Here is a 16115-nt window from a genome sequence, read left to right as displayed (position 1 = left end):
ACCGTTCAGGTACTTCCTAATTTGTAATATGTCCGCTTGTTTATTCCTCACTGCTCTTCTCCAGGCAAATTTTTAAATTTCTTTTGCCGTTTTGTATATAACTTTTTACTTCATTTAAACTAAACCCCGTAGTATCAGCTACTTCCTTATAGCATTTCTCTTTCAGGTAAAACAGATCAATGCTTTGTTTTTGCCCGCCGGTTAGCTTATCAATACAACGCTCCAAAGCATTATAAGCTTCTTCACGGTTATTATGGTCAGGATGCAATAAAGGCGTAAATTCCATAACCTCATCTAAAGCAACCACATCCAACTTTTTACCGGCCCTTAATTGCATCAAGCAATAATTGCGCCCAAGTACATATAACCAGCTCCTAAAAACCGCAATATTGTGTTGTTTTACTTTAATTACCAATTCCTCAAATATCCCCATCACGGCATCTTTAGCTAAATCCTCATCTTTAAGATATTTTAGGCAAACACCATAAACTAAGGGCATATACCTTTCATAAAGTTGGCCTAATACAGCAAGATCTCCGTTGTCGCGGTAAGCAGACAGCAATTCCTCGTCAGTTGATGAACTTGGTTTATTTGGTTTAATAAAATTGGTCATTAAAAAGTGCAAAATAAATTTTTTAAACCGTTTATGGAAATTAAGTAGCTATTACATCCTTATTAAAAAAAGATCAGGATATGAAACAGCTACTAATCATTTTGATGCTCGCGGGTTTAACAGGTTTTAAATCCGCAGGTAACCGCCACATTAGCGGAACGGTTTATGACGCCAACAAATCAATATTAGCTGGTGTACACGTGCTAATAACAGGCACACAGGTCAGTACATTTACAGATGCTAAAGGCCATTATGCGATTGATGTGCCAGAGGATAAAAGCAGCCTCACTTTCAGTTTTATTGGCTTTGAAACGCAAACCGTGAAAGTTGGGAAAAGCAATACTATTGATGTTTATTTGAAAACATTGAATCAGCAACTTCAGGAAGTCGTTACTCTGGGATATGGATCGCAGAAGAATAAAGCTTTGACAGCAGCAGTTGCAGACGCCAACGTTAGCCCGGCGCCAGGCGCCCCCGCCAAAGTAATGATCAGAGGAACTAATACTACCCGTAGGTACAGTGCCAACGATATGATGATCATGCCGCCCCCTGCAGAAAATACGGAAAGCTATAAGGGTATTACCGAAAACGGTTTTAAAACTACTCAAAGCGAACCACTATCAACCTTTTCTGTGGATGTAGACGCGGCATCATACAGTAATGTACGGCGTTTTATTAACAGCGGGCAATTGCCTCCGGCAGATGCGGTAAGGATAGAGGAAATGATCAATTACTTTCATTATAACCTGGCCGGTCCCACAAATAATGAACCGGTAGGTATCACTACTGAACTCTCCACCGCTCCCTGGAACAGCAATCATCGGTTATTACGCATCGGACTGAAAGCAAAAACCGTTGCTACAGATAAACTCCCAGCCTCAAACCTCGTGTTTTTGATTGATGTTTCGGGTTCAATGGATGAGCCTAATAAATTACCCTTAGTGCAATCATCACTAAAAATGCTGGTTAATCAACTGAGGCCGAAAGACAAAGTAGCCATAGTAGTATATGCCGGCGCTGCCGGAGTTGTACTGCCCGCTACCTCAGGAGATAAAAAGACCACTATCAATAATGCTATTGATAATCTACAGGCAGGCGGTTCAACCGCAGGTGGGGCAGGTATTAAGCTGGCCTACAAAATTGCGCAGAACAACTTCATGAAAGGCGGCAACAACCGGGTAATGCTGGCTACCGACGGTGATTTTAACGTAGGTGCATCAAGCGATGATGACATGGAAAAACTGATAGAGCGGGAACGTGAAAGCGGTATATCGCTCTCTGTTTTAGGTTTTGGCATGGGTAATTATAAAGACAGTAAAATGGAAACCCTTGCAGATAAGGGTAATGGTAACTACGCCTACCTTGATAACATTACCGAGGCTCGCAAAACGCTGATCAGTGAATTTGGAGGCACCCTGTTTACCATTGCCAAAGATGTAAAACTACAGGTAGAGTTTAACCCAGCCAAAGTACAGGCTTATCGCCTGGTGGGTTATGAGAACCGGGCATTAAATAAAGAGGATTTTAATAATGATAAAAAAGACGCCGGTGATATGGGATCGGGCCATACGGTAACCGCGTTTTACGAAATAGTGCCTGCCGGGATTAAGGATGATTATTCAGGCAGTGTTGATCCGCTGAAATATCAGAAACCAAAGCCTGTGCAATATTCCAACTCCTCAGATGAAATGCTTACTATCAAATTTCGCTATAAACAGCCAACCTCTTCGGTAAGTAAAATGAGCCATGTAGAGGTATATGATAAGCCGCTTGCTTTAAGTTCAACATCAACGGATTTCAGGTTTGCTGCTGCGGTTGCAGAGTTTGGGATGTTATTGAGAGATTCGCAATTTAAGCAGCAGTCTACTTATGACCAGGCAATAAAAATGGCACGTACAGCAAAAGGAGATGATGCCGAGGGTTACCGGGCCGAGTTTGTTAAACTGGCAGAAAGTGCCAAATTGTTAAGCCCAAATAAGGCGCTCGCATTTGAAGAATAATTTGGGCCTAATTAACAAAGAGCGGCCGCATTATAACCATAATGTGGTCGCTTATGTTTAGCGGGTATCTTCCCTTTGTCAAAAAAGCATATTCAGGAAACTCAAACAATAAAGGATTATGTAAATTGCCGTAAATTTTAAAATTTGAAACTCTACGTAAAAAATATGGTATGCAATCGCTGTAAAACGGCGGTACAAACCGAACTTGATAAAGCCGGGATTGAGCCAGTGAATATGGAACTGGGCGAGATCACGCTTAAAGAAGCGCCTACTTCATTACAATTGGAAGGATTAGCCAGGGAGCTCAAAGGTTTGGGCTTTGAAATGATTGATAATCAGAAAAGCAAGCTGATAGAGCAGATAAAAACACAGATCATTAAACTGGTGCACTATACAGATGTAGCTAATCCATTAAAGCTCTCCACCATATTGGCCGATCAGCTTAATCATGATTATAGTTACCTAAGCAACCTATTTTCTGCGGTTGAGGGTACCACCATCGAAAAATATTACATCGCCCAAAAAATTGAAAAAGTAAAGGAGTTGCTCATCTACAATGAACTCAGTTTATCAGAAATAGCTTACCAGTTGGGGTACAGCAGCGTGGCGCATCTGTCGTCGCAGTTTAAACAGGTTACCGGCATGACCCCATCTAAGTTTAAAACCCTGCAGAGCCACGACCGCAAGAATCTTGACGATATTTAACCAGAAGCGAAAAATCTTATAACATCTATCAATAATTCTGTAACGTGCGCCGGGGTATGTACAGGTAAATTTGTGTCAACAATTTAATTATTATAATCATGACACATACATATCAAATTACCGGCCTTACCTGTAGCGGCTGTCAAAATAAAGTTCAATCGCTACTTTCCCAAATTAAAGATGTGCAAAGCGTTGATATTTCGTTAGCCGAAGGCACCGCGGATATTACGATGAGCCAGCATGTGCAGACAAAAACATTACAGGATGCGTTAAAAGATTACCCAAAATACCAACTCAGCGAAGCCCCCCATAGCCATCACAGCATGAGTATGGAAATGGATGCTGAAAACCAATCATGGCTGGCTACCTATAAGCCGATACTGCTCATATTTGCTTATATTTTAACTATCGCGGTTATTGCAGGTAATGCTATGGACCACGGTTTTATGACCATGACAGCCATGCGCGTTTTTATGAGCGGCTTTTTCCTGGTGTTCTCTTTCTTTAAACTGCTTAACCTGCAGGGCTTTGCTGATAGCTATTCCATGTATGATATTGTAGCTAAAAAGTTCAGGGCATGGGGATATATCTACGCCTTTGTTGAACTGGGCTTAGGTTTGGCCTTCACGCTGGATATTGCTCCCTTTGCGGTGAACGCCATTACATTTGTGGTCATGACCGTAAGCCTGGTAGGTGTACTGCAAAGCGTTTTAAACAAAAGAAAAATTCAATGCGCTTGCTTAGGGGCAGTATTTAACTTACCCATGAGCACCGTTACCATAGTGGAAGATGCCCTGATGATTGCGATGAGCGGGGTAGTATTATTGGGTGTGCTTTAATAAACTAAAAAAATGACATACGCTATTGTATGTCATTTTTTATTATGTATCTATCATTATACACTTTAAAAGCATCTTATTCCCTACATTTGCGGTTTGCTCTAAATATTTAACAGGAAGGGCAATTTATCATAAACACGAACTTCATGTACGATATTTGTTGCATAGGGCATATTACGTTAGATAAAGTGGTGACACCCAGAGCGGTGGCGCATATGGCCGGCGGTACATCTTTTTATTTTTCAAGTGCAATCCGTAATATGGATGTAAGCTATACTTTGGTTACCTCACTGGCCGAAAGTGAAATGCATGTAGTAGAAGCTTTACGTGCCAAGGGTACCGAGATACATGCCTCAACCTGTGCGCATACCGTGTATTTTGAAAATATTTACTCGGGTAATCAGGATCATCGCATGCAGCGTGTATTGCAAAAAGCCGATCCTTTTACCGTAGAGCAATTGCTTGATATTGATGCTAACATATTTCACCTTGGACCACTGCTGGCTGATGATATTCCGGTTGAGCTGATCAAAGAACTGAGCAGTCGCGGTAAAGTATCATTAGATGCGCAAGGATATTTACGTAAGGTAGAAGATAAGAATGTGATCCCGGTTGACTGGCCTGCCAAAAAAGAGGCCCTGCAATACATTGATATTTTAAAGGTTAATGAGCACGAGCTGGAAGCACTTACCGGCCTTACAGATATTAAAAAAGGAGCCGAGGTATTAGCCGATTGGGGTGTTAAGGAAGTTGTGGTTACCCTGGGTAGCATGGGTTCTGTAATTTATGCAGAAGGCCTATTTTATAACGTGCCTGCGTATATACCAACAGCCGTGGTTGATGCCACCGGTTGCGGAGATACCTATATGGCGGGTTATTTATACCAACGTACCAAAGGCGCTTTATACCAGGAAGCAGGTGAATTTGCCGCGGCAATGGCCAGCTTTAAAATCGAATCATCTGGTCCGTTTACGGGTACTAAAGAGGATGTGCTGAATTTGTTAGAGGTCGGTCAGAAGACTTTTAGCTATTAATTGCCTGCATCAATAATTATTTGTCATTCTGAGTATAGCGAAGAATCTTTTCGTGAACCATACTTGTCGCAAAATGGATACTTCACTACCCTCAGCATGACAAAATATAGAGCAGATGTGTAATCTGCTTTTTATATATCCCTCACATCGGCAGCACCTATCCAGCCTTCGTTACCGTTAGCAAGCCTTATTTTTATCCAGTCGTTGTTATGTTCCAGTACTTCTACCTTAGTACCATCGTGCAGTACAAACAGGTCTTTTGAGGTATGCACCGGCGCGCTTTTAATAATTACAGAATTACTGAAAACTATAGCCTGCTGATGGCTCTCAAAGTAATCAGCCTGACGGCCTGCAATAAAAATAAATACCAAGCCTAAAAACACCAGCAATATAGCCGTATAGAACGAAGCTTTTTTAACACTCACAGATTGGGTAAAGCGATATAGGATAAGCACGCCAGAACCTGCTAATATGCTTAACACGGCTAATACAGCCAGCGTACCTAACGAAAAAGTTAAAATAAAGCTATGCCACCATTTGCTGATAAAAAACTCCGGTGCCTCATCAAGCTTATCGGTGGTTTTCAGATTGGCCAGCTGTAGATTTAGTTTAATATCCTCATCGCCCGGAGAAAGCTTGTGCGCTTTTTCATAATATAATATAGCGGGTGCTATATCTCCGTTTTTGTAATAAGCATTGCCCAAATTGAAATATACCGGTACCGACTGGTAACCACCATCAACCAGTTTTTGGTATGATGTAATGGCTTCTTTATACTGCGCTTTGGCATATTGCTCGTTTCCTTTTTTAAACAACGCAGATGTACCTGCATCGCAAAAAGCTAATGCAGGAGCTATGGTAAGCAGCAACAAGCATAAAATGCGCCTGATCATGTTATATCTTATCTTCAATGTCATTGATCATGTTTTTTGCTTTGTCAAATATCTGTTGTTCTGATACTCCCGATACCGGGGCATAACGTGCCATATCGCAAAGGTCAAGGGTATCCAGCAGCTCATTGATCAGTGGCTCATCAAGCTGTCTGTTTTTAAGTTCTGAGGCGATCTTTTCACGATTAAGGTTGGCGGCGTCTATATTCAGCTTATCACTTAAATAACCATACAAACCCTTAAACACGTTTTCATAAAAAGCATTGGAGTTTTTGGCAGATAGCTGTGCCTGCGCGCTGGCCAGGTGTTTGGCGGCTATTTTACTGGCCTTTCGGCTTTTTACCTTCACGATATCACTATTAGTTCTTTCGTACCAGCTGCCGTAAGCTAAGGCGCCTAAAAACAGTAATGGACCCAATCCCAGTAAGCTGTAGTATAACCCCGAGCCATAAAAGCCTTCACCCATTTTGCTGATGCTGCCATCGTCGGGTTTAATATAGCGGATATCTTTGTTCAATAGTTTTACATCCTGCTTATCGGTGGCAGAATAGGCGGTTACATTGTTTTCTGTCAGGCCTTTATTAACCTTTACCTGGAATGGTTTGGTTGGCAATGAAACATATTTACCGGTGCTTGGATCAAAGTAGGAAAACTTAACAGGATCAATAGTGTAATTACCCTGGTGCCTTGGTATCAGCAAATAGGTATACGTACGGCTGCCCGACTGGCCATTTACGTTTTCGGTAATGGTATCAATCGTTTTAGGGTCGTACTTTTCGAAATCGGCAGGAAAATTGGCGCTCAGCGGCTTAATGAGCTTCAGGTTACCCTTACCGGAAATCCTGATCTTATAGTTAAGAGGTTCGTTTGACTTAAGCTCCTTTTTATCAAGATCGGTACTGATAGCAAAATGACCAACCGCACCGCCGAAACCGTCCGGTTTACCGGCCAGCGGCAACGGTTTTACATGTATTATAACCGGTGTGCTTTTAATGCGATACTTCACATCGTTATACGAACCAAAAAATTGACCGAACAAATCATCGTCACTTGCTGCCGCCGATTCTCTTACCACAAAGAAAAAGGAAATAGGATCAAGCGTGATGTCGCCACCGCGTTCCGGGAATAAAATAGTTTGCTTGATATTAGCAACATTATATTTAGAACCATTGAAAACCTCAGTTCGCCAGTGTACATTCTGATCGGGATTTTTAATATCCTGGCTGTAAAAGCCGTTTAAGTCGGGCAGTTTTTCTGGTTCGCTGCCAACAATGGCTACCCGGGTATATAGCTTATAGGTCAGCGTGATCTGCTCGCCCAAATAAACGCTCTTTTTATCAACATCGGCCTTGATAAATAATGATTTGGATATATCGGCACCGGGCCTGCGCATAGTAACCCTGCTATCGGGGCCATTTTGTTGTTGCTGCTGTTGAGAAGCCGCGGCGTTGTTATTTTGAGGGGCGGCCTGTCCCTTAACCACTTTGATATTGATAGGCTTAGTGCTTAATTGCTTACCATTTGCAACTATACTGGCAGCGCCAATGGTGTAGGTACCCGGTTTTACAGCGATCAGCACATAGCTAAACTCCATACTTGATGAGGAATTGCCGTTGATGACCGACATACTGGTAGATACATTTGGGCCGGCCACTACCAAAAAGCCGGTGAACGAAGGTGGCGTAAAGTGATCGCCATTACCGTTTACAGCAAACGTAACCTCAAATTGTTCAGTAGTACTTACCTCTGTTTTACTCACCGAGGCGGTAAACCGGATATCGGCAGCAAAAAGGAGACTGCTTTGCAGCAGCAGAAGCAATACTATGGAATATATTCTTTTCATTTATTTGCAATAGTAAGGCTTACCAGTCTTTTTCAATATTCATACGGGCACCTTTTATCTTCTTATTCTTCAGCTTGTCCTGTGTTTGTTTTTCGTCGTTATTAAAGGCTTCCAGCATCCGTTCAGCATCATCTTTTGATACATTATTAGGGTCAGGTTTCTGATCCTGCTGGCCCTGGTCTTTTTTATCCTGGTTGTTTTTGTCCGGGTTTTGTTTGTCGTCTTTATTCTTATCGTCCTTGTTCTTATCCTTGTCTTTATCTTTGTCCTTGTTATTCTGGTCTTTATTTTTATCCTTGTTTTTGTCTTTGTTGTTCTTATTATTTTTATTGTTTTTATCCTGGTTTTGCTTTTGTTTCAGCTTTTCCTGCGCGTAGGCCAGGTTGTACCGGGTTTCTTCATCAGTCGGATTGTTCAGGAGTGATTTCTTATAGGCCGCTACGCTTTCTTCCAGTTTTTTTGATTCCAGAAATGAGTTACCCAGATTGTGATAAGCCTTGGCCAAAACCGCCTTGTTATTGCCCGATGAAGCGGCTATTTTATCAAACTGCTTCCCGGCGTCTTCGTATCTTTTCTGCTTGTACAAGGCATCCCCCAGGTTAAAATTACCTTCAACAGTTTGATTCTTTTTACCTACCGATAACCGATAATTTTTTTCGGCATCCTTATAATTTTGCTGCTGATACAGGTCGTTACCTTGTTTAATGTACTTTTTTTCCTGCTGGGCAAAAAGTACAGAAGCCTGCAGTATCAACAATACAGCTATAATAAATTGCTTCATGACTTTTTTACTTCAAATAATTTTAACCCGCTTAAACGCATGTTTTTACGGTTAGATATAAAAAATTCTACTACCAATAATACCAGCGTAATGGTTAGGAAAAACTGGAAACGGTCTTCATAGTCCTTAAATGTTTTGCTGTCGTACTGTTTACGCTGAATTTTTTTAACCTGATCCATCACTATGCCCAAACCGCTGTTAGAGTTATTGGCGTGTACATACACCCCTCCGCCCGCGGCTGAAATGTCGCGACACATGGCCTCGTTTAGCTTAGTAATAATTTTTTCGCCCTTACGATCAGTGCGATCAGTGCTGTTGGGGTCATTAGGATCGGCAGGTATAGTTGAACCATCCGGAGACCCTAAGCCAATCACGTTAACGGTAACCCCCCTGCTTTTAGCGCCTTCGGCAGCGGCAATAGCATTGTCCTCATGATTTTCGCCATCGGTTATAATGATCATGGCCTTACCGGTCTGGCTCTTAAAATCAAATGATTTCATGCCCAGATCAATAGCTGCGCCAATAGCCGTACCCTGTACCGGTACAATATTGGTATTGATGGTATTCAGAAACAACTTGGCTGCCGAGTAATCAGTAGTGATAGGCAGTTGTACATAAGCCTGCCCTGCAAATACAATGATGCCTATCCTGTCATCGTGCATTTTATCAATCAGCTGGGCTAATGCCTGCTTAGCATTTTCCAGGCGGCTGGGCACCAGATCCCGGGCCAGCATACTGTTTGATACATCAAGCAATATCATGATATCCGCGCCCTGACGTTTTACCTCCTCAGTTTTGGAACCCAGCTGCGGATCGGCCATGCCAACAATAAGGCTGGCATAAGCAATCAGAAAAAAGATAAACTTAAGCCAGGGCCTTGAAAACGATACTTGCGGTATCATTAGGCTTACCACGTTTTTTTGACCCAGTGAGGCAATAGCCTTCTTTTTCCAGCGGCTTACCAATAAAAACAGCAGGATAAGAACCGGAATAATCAGCAGTCCCCATAAAATATCTATATGTGCAAAACGTAGCATTCTATTAGGTTAAAGCCCCTTTAAACAGGGTGTTTTTTAATAAAAATTCAAGTGATAACAATACCAGCGCTATAATAGCCCAAGGCAAAAACATCTCTGTTTTACGGCGATATTGCGTTACATCAATCTTGGCTTTTTCCAGTTTATCTATCTGCAAATAAATTTGTTTCAGGGTTTCATTATTGGTGGCCCTGAAATATCTGCCACCGGTAATGCTGGCAATTTTTGATAACGTGCCTTCATCAATATCAACCTTAATGCGCTGGTATTGTACACCCATTGATGTTGGTACCGGGTAAGGAGCGTAGCCATTGGTGCCCAGACCAACGGTATAAACACGCACGCCAAACTGCTTGGCAATTTCGGCGGCGGTTATAGGCGGTATAGAGCCTGAGTTGTTTGATCCGTCGGTAAGTAAAATAACCACCTTGCTTTTGGCGGTACTGGTCCTTAACCGGTTTACGGCTGTAGCAAGGCCCATACCTATAGCGGTACCATCCTCAATCATACCGTTCTTGATGTCCGCATATAGGTTTATCAGTACATCATGATCAATAGTGAGCGGGCATTGCGTAAAACTTTCACCGCTAAAAATTACCAGGCCAATACGGTCATTAGGGCGGTTCTTGATAAAATCAATGGCGATGTTTTTACCTGCTTCCAAACGGTTAGGTTTAAAATCTTCGGCCAACATACTTCCGGATATATCAGAGGCTATCATGATATCGATACCCTCGGTGGTACTATCTTGCCAGGATAATGACGATTGCGGCCTTGCCAGCGCCACAATCAGTGCCGCTAAAGCCAATGAACGCAATACAATGCCCACATGCCTAAAACGGGCTACATTACTTTTGCGGCCAACAGCAAAACTTTTAAGTGTAGGTACACTCAGGTTGCCCTGTAGCTGGCGTTGTTTCCAGATGTACCATGCCACCATTAAAGGTATAATGATCAGCAGCCAGAAAAATCCCGGATGGGCAAATTCTATTCCTTTAAACCAGCTCATTTTTTATCCTCTTCCTTTACAACCGGCGGCTGAAAGGCCTGCTGTGTTTTTTTAACAAATGCCACGGCATTATCCATGCTTTGCTCGTTTTCAAAAGGCGCGGGTTTTTCCTTGGCAAATTTTACTAAGTCGGCCAGTATCAATACCTGGCGCAGCGCGTTCCTGTTCTCGTCCGTAATATCCATATACCGCAAACTGGCAAAGATCTCATCAGAGGTTTGCTCCATTGCCTGAATAGCGTAACGGCTTTCCAGGTACTCGCGAATTACATCAGTGATCTCGGTATGGTACTGCTTGGTTTGCTCCTGCTGCCATAGCTTTTTATCGCCAATGGCCGTTAATTTTTGCAAGGCAATAATATGAGCAGGTACCTCCGGTTTAAGCTCCTCAACCACAACAACCTTTTTAGGCCTTTTCTTCAGATAATAAATAACACCGCCAATAATGAGCAGGGCTGCCAATATACTAACTACTAATATCCAGTTATCGCGTAGCCAGTCCCAAAAAGTATAGGAAATAGCAAGCGGCTGTTTAATATCATAGGCTGCTTTGGTGGTATCAACGGCAACCGTTGCCACTGTAAGCTTTAATGGCTCGGTTTTAATGTCGCCTCCCTGGGTATGAAAGGCATATGATGGTATCACATAATCGCCGCTATCAAATGAGGTAATGGTGTAATTATGCCTGATGGTTCTGAGGCTTACATCATCCTTATCAGTTACGGTATCGACTTTACTGCTTACTATTTGAATTTTGCTGCTGATGGTATCTTTTAGTGCAGGAAATTCTACCTTATCATTTGCATGAAACTTCGCAATAAGGTGCAGCTGGGTTTGTTCGCCTATTTTGATAACAAAGCGGTCGAGCTTGGCTTCGACCTGCACGGTTTGGGCGCTGCTTTGATAAGCAAACCCGGTAAGCAGCAGATTCAGGAGCAATAGGTATTTAAAAAAACGCTTTATCATCTTTTGCCTTCCCGTTTTTTAAACAAGGTCATTAATGGTTTAACATATGATTCATGTGTGCCGATGCTGGTAAAATCAACGCCCGAGCGGCTAAAGGTTTCCTTAAGCTGCCCATTTCTTTTGAGTGCTTCGGCTTTAAAGGCCTTACGCACGGCTTCATCAGCTGTGTTGATCCAAACCAGTTCGTCGGTTTCTTCGTCCTTTACGGGGATCAGACCTAAGTTCGGAAACTCTTCCTCGTGTTTATCATACAAACGCAGGGCAATGATATCATGCTTTTTATTGGCGATCTTCAACTCATCTTCAAAACCGGGACTAATAAAATCAGATATGATAAAAGCCGTACATTTTTTCTTGATAGCACGGGTGAAAAATTTGAGGGCTTCGCCAACATTTGTTCCCTTATTTTCCGGTGTAAAGGCAATCAGCTCACGGATGATCATCAGAATATGGCTGCGGCCTTTTTTTGGTGGGATAAACTTCTCTATTTTATCACTAAAAAACAGCACCCCTACCTTATCATTATTCTGTATGGCCGAAAACGCGAGTACCGCGCAAAGTTCGGTTGCTATATCCTGCTTTTGCTGGTTTTGGGTTCCAAAATTTTCAGACCCGCTCACGTCTATCAGCAGCATGAAGGTAAGCTCGCGCTCCTCATCAAAAACCTTAACATAAGGGTGATTAAAGCGGGCGGTCACGTTCCAGTCAATGGTTCTGATCTCATCGCCCAACTGGTATTCGCGCACCTCGCTAAATGCCATACCACGGCCTTTGAAAGCCGAGTGGTATTCGCCCGAAAACAAGTGGTTACTTAACCCCCGGGTTTTGATCTCGATCTTCCGTACTTTTTTAAGCAGTTCTTTGGTATCCTTAGCCATAATATTGGTGAAGAAGAATCAAGAGGTAAGAGTCAAGAATCAAGACAAAAATTTAAATTTTCTGTCACAATCCTTTTTTCTGTTTCTTATCTCCTGATTCCTGACTCTTACCTCTTGATTCTTATTTCTTGATTCTGATATCTAAACTCTTGGCTCTTATTTCTTGCCTCTATTTACGGTACCTCCACCACGTTCAGTATGCCGGTAATAATGTTTTCTGAGGTGATATTCTCGGCCTCTGCCTCGTAGCTTAAGCCAATACGATGGCGCAGTACATCATGACAAATGGCACGTACATCCTCAGGGATTACATAACCCCTGCGTTTAATAAAGGCATAAGCTTTTGCGGCCAGTGCCAGGTTGATGCTTGCCCTTGGTGATGCCCCAAAGGTGATCAGGTTTTTATAATGTGCCAGTTTAAACTGCTCCGGATAACGCGTGGCAAAAACAATATCAATAATGTATTGCTCAATTTTTTCGTCCATATATACTTCCCTTACAATTTTGCGGGCGCGTACAATTTCGTCAGGCTTAATAATTGGCGATGGTTTTGGCATGCCGCCCGGTAATATATTGGCGCGTACAATTCTTTTCTCTTCTTCCTTATCCGGATAGTTGATCACCACCTTGAGCATAAAACGGTCAACCTGCGCCTCGGGCAACGGATAAGTTCCTTCCTGTTCGATAGGATTCTGGGTAGCCAATACCAGGAATGGGTTTGGCAGTGGAAAAGTGTTATCACCGATGGTTACCTGGCGTTCCTGCATTGATTCCAGCAGCGCGCTCTGTACTTTAGCAGGCGCACGGTTAATCTCATCGGCCAGGATAAAGTTAGAGAACAGCGGGCCCTTACGCACAATGAACTCTTCCTTTTTCTGATTGTATATCATGGTACCCAACAAATCGGCAGGTAAAAGATCAGGTGTAAACTGAATACGGCTATAATCTGCCTGAATGGCTTTTGCCAGCGTATTGATAGCCAGCGTTTTTGCAAGCCCCGGAACCCCCTCTAAAAGAATATGCCCATCGGCCAGTAAGCCGATCAGCAATCGCTCTACCATATATTTTTGGCCGATGATCACTTTATCCATCTCCATTTTCAGGAGGTCGATGAATGCGCTTTCTCTTTGTATCATTTCATTCAGCGCTCTGATATCGGTTGAATACGATAAGCTACCAGGTATAGTGCCTGATGAAACGTTTTCGGTATTACTTTTAAATTCTTCCATGCAATCTTTTTAATTCGGTAGGCAAACTTAAACAGACAAACTTTTTTTAGCTAAAAAAATTCCCTGCTTATTTGTTAAAAAGTGTTAAATTTTTGTTGACGGTTATAAATATATGAGTTTTTTGCAGGCTGATTAAACAATCATGCAATCATCCCGGAAACATTTATCACCATATTTGGGTATTGGAAGCAGCAATTTAGAGTTGCATTTTTGTTATTCTAAGTGCAAGTAAATAACAATCAGACATTAAAGATCTGATTTAATTATTTTTAACCCGATAGAATTATTTTAATATGACGCCTTACATTTTCCGTTTTTTTTGTTTTCTGATCATTTCTACAGCCTATTCGTTCGGTGTAGCTTACGGGCAAAATGCCTATAAAAACATCCCCCTGCCTAAAAACATTAATGATGTAAATGAGGAGTTTTCGGGCATGGCCATGTACAACGGCAGGGTTTACCTGGAGCCGCAATACGGCAGCCATAAGGAAACCAAACTCAATGGTGATTTTTATTTATATAGCCTGCTGGCTGATAGCATTGGTCGGGTGATAGATGGGAAAGATACCGTGCTTACCCGTTACCGTACCATCAGTGTTAAAAATCTGGATAAACTGCCCGATTCCGTTAAAACTTATTATGAAGGCTTTGAGGCTATAACTATTGTAAACAATATGGCCTACCTTTCTATAGAAACCAACGATACCTACGATTACTGTTTTTTGCTGCAAGGGAAACTCGATGTTGAAAAAAATGAAATAATTATCAATCCGTTGCATTTTGCAACACTGAAACGCCCGATACATGTTAACAATGCCGGATTTGAAAGCGTTAGCTGGTTGCCTGCCGAAAAAAAACTACTCGCTTATTATGAGTACAATGGAGAGCCAAAAGGCGGACAGGGTTATTTAATTGATCCTGATTTTACAAAAGCTCCCGAGCAAATAGCAACACCGCAGCTTTACTTCAGGATTACCGATATAGCCGTAACCAAGGATGATAAGATTTACGGTATCAACTACTTTTGGAACGGTGATTATAATACCTACCTGAATAATGGCGTGTTGAAAAACGAGGAGGAAAAGATCAAACAAAGCATCTCTGACCTTAAAGCAGGTATTGATGCGGACGCTGCTTATCTGAAAAAAAACAGCTATGGCCGTATTGTAATGCTTAATAGCAGGACGGACAAGGAGTGGAAGCAGGTTACATCAGCTTTTCCAATACCCAAAAACAACTGGGAGGGTATTGCGCTTTACCGAAAAGGCGCACTCATTATTACAGATGCCAACCGAAGCAGCAAGCAACTTAGTACGTTTGGCTATATAGAGTTTCCGGAAAATTAATTTATAAATTCATCTTCACGCATCCGCACATCTACATATTTGCAAATCTGCACATCGAGATCAGTGTTTATCCCCTAAGCCAAACTCTTTATATGTATTAGGCATACTGTCGGCATTTTTAAAGGCGAAAGTGAAGGTTGCACCCCAGCTTTCAAAATCGGCATTTTTATCGGTTGAAGATTCAATATGTACCGAGCTGATCATGTAAATACCCTCACGGCTCAGTTTAAAATAAATTTGCCCCTGCGCATCAGAGCTTAGCTTTTGAGGAAATACATTGCCGCTTATGGTGCGCGTGTATACAATGACAACAGCATCTTTCAGCGGTTTGCCTTTAAATAATATCTGCGCGGTTACGTCATCGCCATAGCTGGCTTTGTATGGGTTTTGCTGTATCACTATCTCATAATCCTCACCCAGCGGTTTGTCAAAATCTTTACCGTTGGCTTTGTCAATGGCTATCAGCGTTTTTACGTACCGGTTTGATTTTTCAACAAAATATTGCTGGTTGCTGTTTTTTGCATCTTCAGCAATTTTGTCCAATCCCTCATTACCCAGGTTTTTTAAAAATTTGTTTCGCTCAGATTCTATGCTTTCGGTTTTTACCACTTCTATCAGCGCAAGGCCGCTGTTTTCAAGTGTATAATTCAATATGCTGGATGAGGTATCCTTTGGAAGATTATTCAGGTCGGTTTTTTTTGATCCTTCGTAAAGCGTAAACTTAGATATCTTGGCGTTTTGAGATTTATATTCCGCTTCTTTTTGAAACTCGTTGCCGCTTAAAAGGTGCAGGTTAAGTTTTTCGCCCTTTTTCATATAAAAGTTTTCAGGCAGCAAAAAGTAGTCCTGCGAGCTCGCAGCAAAAGTGACGATCAGTAATAACGCGAACAATAAAAAACCGAATCTTTTCATAGTTTTCAGATAGGATTGCCAAACATACAAAGTT

15 protein-coding genes are annotated in these 16115 nt (G+C 42.0%); 5 read left to right on the top strand and 10 right to left on the bottom strand.

What is annotated here, in order from left to right; genetic code table 11:
* Positions 1 to 40: 40 nt before the first annotated feature.
* Complete coding sequence (locus AAGC65_RS13535) at positions 41 to 613, bottom strand: sigma-70 family RNA polymerase sigma factor (protein ID WP_343112991.1); 573 nt, start codon at positions 611 to 613, stop codon at positions 41 to 43.
* A gap of 80 nt (positions 614 to 693) precedes the next feature.
* On the opposite strand from AAGC65_RS13535, the gene AAGC65_RS13530 reads away from it, so the two are divergent.
* From AAGC65_RS13530 to AAGC65_RS13515, 4 genes are all read left to right on the top strand, one after another.
* Positions 694 to 2613: a von Willebrand factor type A domain-containing protein gene (locus AAGC65_RS13530; protein WP_343112990.1), complete on the top strand. Its 1920-nt coding sequence runs from the start codon at positions 694 to 696 to the stop codon at positions 2611 to 2613.
* Between the two features lie 144 nt (positions 2614 to 2757).
* Positions 2758 to 3318 carry an AraC family transcriptional regulator gene (locus tag AAGC65_RS13525; RefSeq protein WP_343112989.1) on the top strand — a complete coding sequence of 187 codons (561 nt, stop codon included), beginning with the start codon at positions 2758 to 2760 and terminating at the stop codon, positions 3316 to 3318.
* Between the two features lie 98 nt (positions 3319 to 3416).
* Positions 3417 to 4157 carry a MauE/DoxX family redox-associated membrane protein gene (locus tag AAGC65_RS13520; RefSeq protein ID WP_343112988.1) on the top strand — a complete coding sequence of 247 codons (741 nt, stop codon included), beginning with the start codon at positions 3417 to 3419 and terminating at the stop codon, positions 4155 to 4157.
* Positions 4158 to 4303: 146 nt separating this feature from the next.
* Positions 4304 to 5191, top strand: a complete 888-nt coding sequence (locus AAGC65_RS13515) for a PfkB family carbohydrate kinase (protein WP_343112987.1) — start codon at positions 4304 to 4306, stop codon at positions 5189 to 5191.
* Between the two features lie 131 nt (positions 5192 to 5322).
* On the opposite strand, the gene AAGC65_RS13510 is transcribed toward AAGC65_RS13515, so the two are convergent.
* The 8 genes from AAGC65_RS13510 to AAGC65_RS13475 all read right to left on the bottom strand — a co-directional run bounded on the left by AAGC65_RS13510 (position 5323) and on the right by AAGC65_RS13475 (position 13727).
* Positions 5323 to 6108: a tetratricopeptide repeat protein gene (locus tag AAGC65_RS13510; RefSeq protein WP_343112986.1), complete on the bottom strand. Its 786-nt coding sequence runs from the start codon at positions 6106 to 6108 to the stop codon at positions 5323 to 5325.
* Positions 6086 to 7924, bottom strand: coding sequence for a BatD family protein (locus tag AAGC65_RS13505; RefSeq protein ID WP_343112985.1), 1839 nt, complete (start codon positions 7922 to 7924; stop codon positions 6086 to 6088). The genes AAGC65_RS13510 and AAGC65_RS13505 overlap by 23 nt, the downstream gene beginning before the upstream one ends.
* A gap of 19 nt (positions 7925 to 7943) precedes the next feature.
* Complete coding sequence (locus tag AAGC65_RS13500) at positions 7944 to 8705, bottom strand: tetratricopeptide repeat protein (protein WP_343112984.1); 762 nt, start codon at positions 8703 to 8705, stop codon at positions 7944 to 7946.
* Positions 8702 to 9742, bottom strand: a complete 1041-nt coding sequence (locus AAGC65_RS13495) for a VWA domain-containing protein (protein WP_343112983.1) — start codon at positions 9740 to 9742, stop codon at positions 8702 to 8704. The genes AAGC65_RS13500 and AAGC65_RS13495 overlap by 4 nt, the downstream gene beginning before the upstream one ends.
* Before the next feature lie 4 nt (positions 9743 to 9746).
* Positions 9747 to 10751: a VWA domain-containing protein gene (locus AAGC65_RS13490; RefSeq protein ID WP_343112982.1), complete on the bottom strand. Its 1005-nt coding sequence runs from the start codon at positions 10749 to 10751 to the stop codon at positions 9747 to 9749.
* Positions 10748 to 11716, bottom strand: a complete 969-nt coding sequence (locus AAGC65_RS13485; RefSeq protein WP_343112981.1) for a BatD family protein — start codon at positions 11714 to 11716, stop codon at positions 10748 to 10750. The genes AAGC65_RS13490 and AAGC65_RS13485 overlap by 4 nt, the downstream gene beginning before the upstream one ends.
* Positions 11713 to 12594: a DUF58 domain-containing protein gene (locus AAGC65_RS13480; protein WP_343112980.1), complete on the bottom strand. Its 882-nt coding sequence runs from the start codon at positions 12592 to 12594 to the stop codon at positions 11713 to 11715. The genes AAGC65_RS13485 and AAGC65_RS13480 overlap by 4 nt, the downstream gene beginning before the upstream one ends.
* A 173-nt stretch (positions 12595 to 12767) precedes the next feature.
* Entirely contained in the window at positions 12768 to 13727 is a 960-nt protein-coding gene (locus tag AAGC65_RS13475) for an AAA family ATPase (protein ID WP_407940668.1), read from the bottom strand.
* A 389-nt stretch (positions 13728 to 14116) separates the two neighbouring features.
* On the opposite strand from AAGC65_RS13475, the gene AAGC65_RS13470 reads away from it, so the two are divergent.
* Complete coding sequence (locus tag AAGC65_RS13470) at positions 14117 to 15169, top strand: hypothetical protein (RefSeq protein WP_343112979.1); 1053 nt, start codon at positions 14117 to 14119, stop codon at positions 15167 to 15169.
* Positions 15170 to 15229: 60 nt separating this feature from the next.
* On the opposite strand, the gene AAGC65_RS13465 is transcribed toward AAGC65_RS13470, so the two are convergent.
* The coding region (locus AAGC65_RS13465; RefSeq protein ID WP_343112978.1) for a DUF4198 domain-containing protein at positions 15230 to 16115 on the bottom strand (886 nt) is incomplete at its 5' end.

The organism is Mucilaginibacter sp. (assembly GCF_039207105.1).
In the GTDB taxonomy this organism is placed as follows: domain Bacteria; phylum Bacteroidota; class Bacteroidia; order Sphingobacteriales; family Sphingobacteriaceae; genus Mucilaginibacter.
Note: the sequence above shows the minus strand (reverse complement) of the source record. Positions and strands in the feature narration are given on the sequence as shown.

What these genes read in the sequence shown, in the direction of transcription:
- AAGC65_RS13535 (WP_343112991.1), bottom strand. Translation starts at nt 613, where the DNA reads ATGACCAATTTTATTAAACCAAATAAACCAAGTTCATCAACTGACGAG.
- AAGC65_RS13530 (WP_343112990.1), top strand. Translation starts at nt 694, where the DNA reads ATGAAACAGCTACTAATCATTTTGATGCTCGCGGGTTTAACAGGTTTT.
- AAGC65_RS13520 (WP_343112988.1), top strand. Translation starts at nt 3,417, where the DNA reads ATGACACATACATATCAAATTACCGGCCTTACCTGTAGCGGCTGTCAA.
- AAGC65_RS13515 (WP_343112987.1), top strand. Translation starts at nt 4,304, where the DNA reads ATGTACGATATTTGTTGCATAGGGCATATTACGTTAGATAAAGTGGTG.
- AAGC65_RS13510 (WP_343112986.1), bottom strand. Translation starts at nt 6,108, where the DNA reads ATGACATTGAAGATAAGATATAACATGATCAGGCGCATTTTATGCTTG.
- AAGC65_RS13505 (WP_343112985.1), bottom strand. Translation starts at nt 7,924, where the DNA reads ATGAAAAGAATATATTCCATAGTATTGCTTCTGCTGCTGCAAAGCAGT.
- AAGC65_RS13500 (WP_343112984.1), bottom strand. Translation starts at nt 8,705, where the DNA reads ATGAAGCAATTTATTATAGCTGTATTGTTGATACTGCAGGCTTCTGTA.
- AAGC65_RS13495 (WP_343112983.1), bottom strand. Translation starts at nt 9,742, where the DNA reads ATGCTACGTTTTGCACATATAGATATTTTATGGGGACTGCTGATTATT.
- AAGC65_RS13490 (WP_343112982.1), bottom strand. Translation starts at nt 10,751, where the DNA reads ATGAGCTGGTTTAAAGGAATAGAATTTGCCCATCCGGGATTTTTCTGG.
- AAGC65_RS13485 (WP_343112981.1), bottom strand. Translation starts at nt 11,716, where the DNA reads ATGATAAAGCGTTTTTTTAAATACCTATTGCTCCTGAATCTGCTGCTT.
- AAGC65_RS13480 (WP_343112980.1), bottom strand. Translation starts at nt 12,594, where the DNA reads ATGGCTAAGGATACCAAAGAACTGCTTAAAAAAGTACGGAAGATCGAG.
- AAGC65_RS13470 (WP_343112979.1), top strand. Translation starts at nt 14,117, where the DNA reads ATGACGCCTTACATTTTCCGTTTTTTTTGTTTTCTGATCATTTCTACA.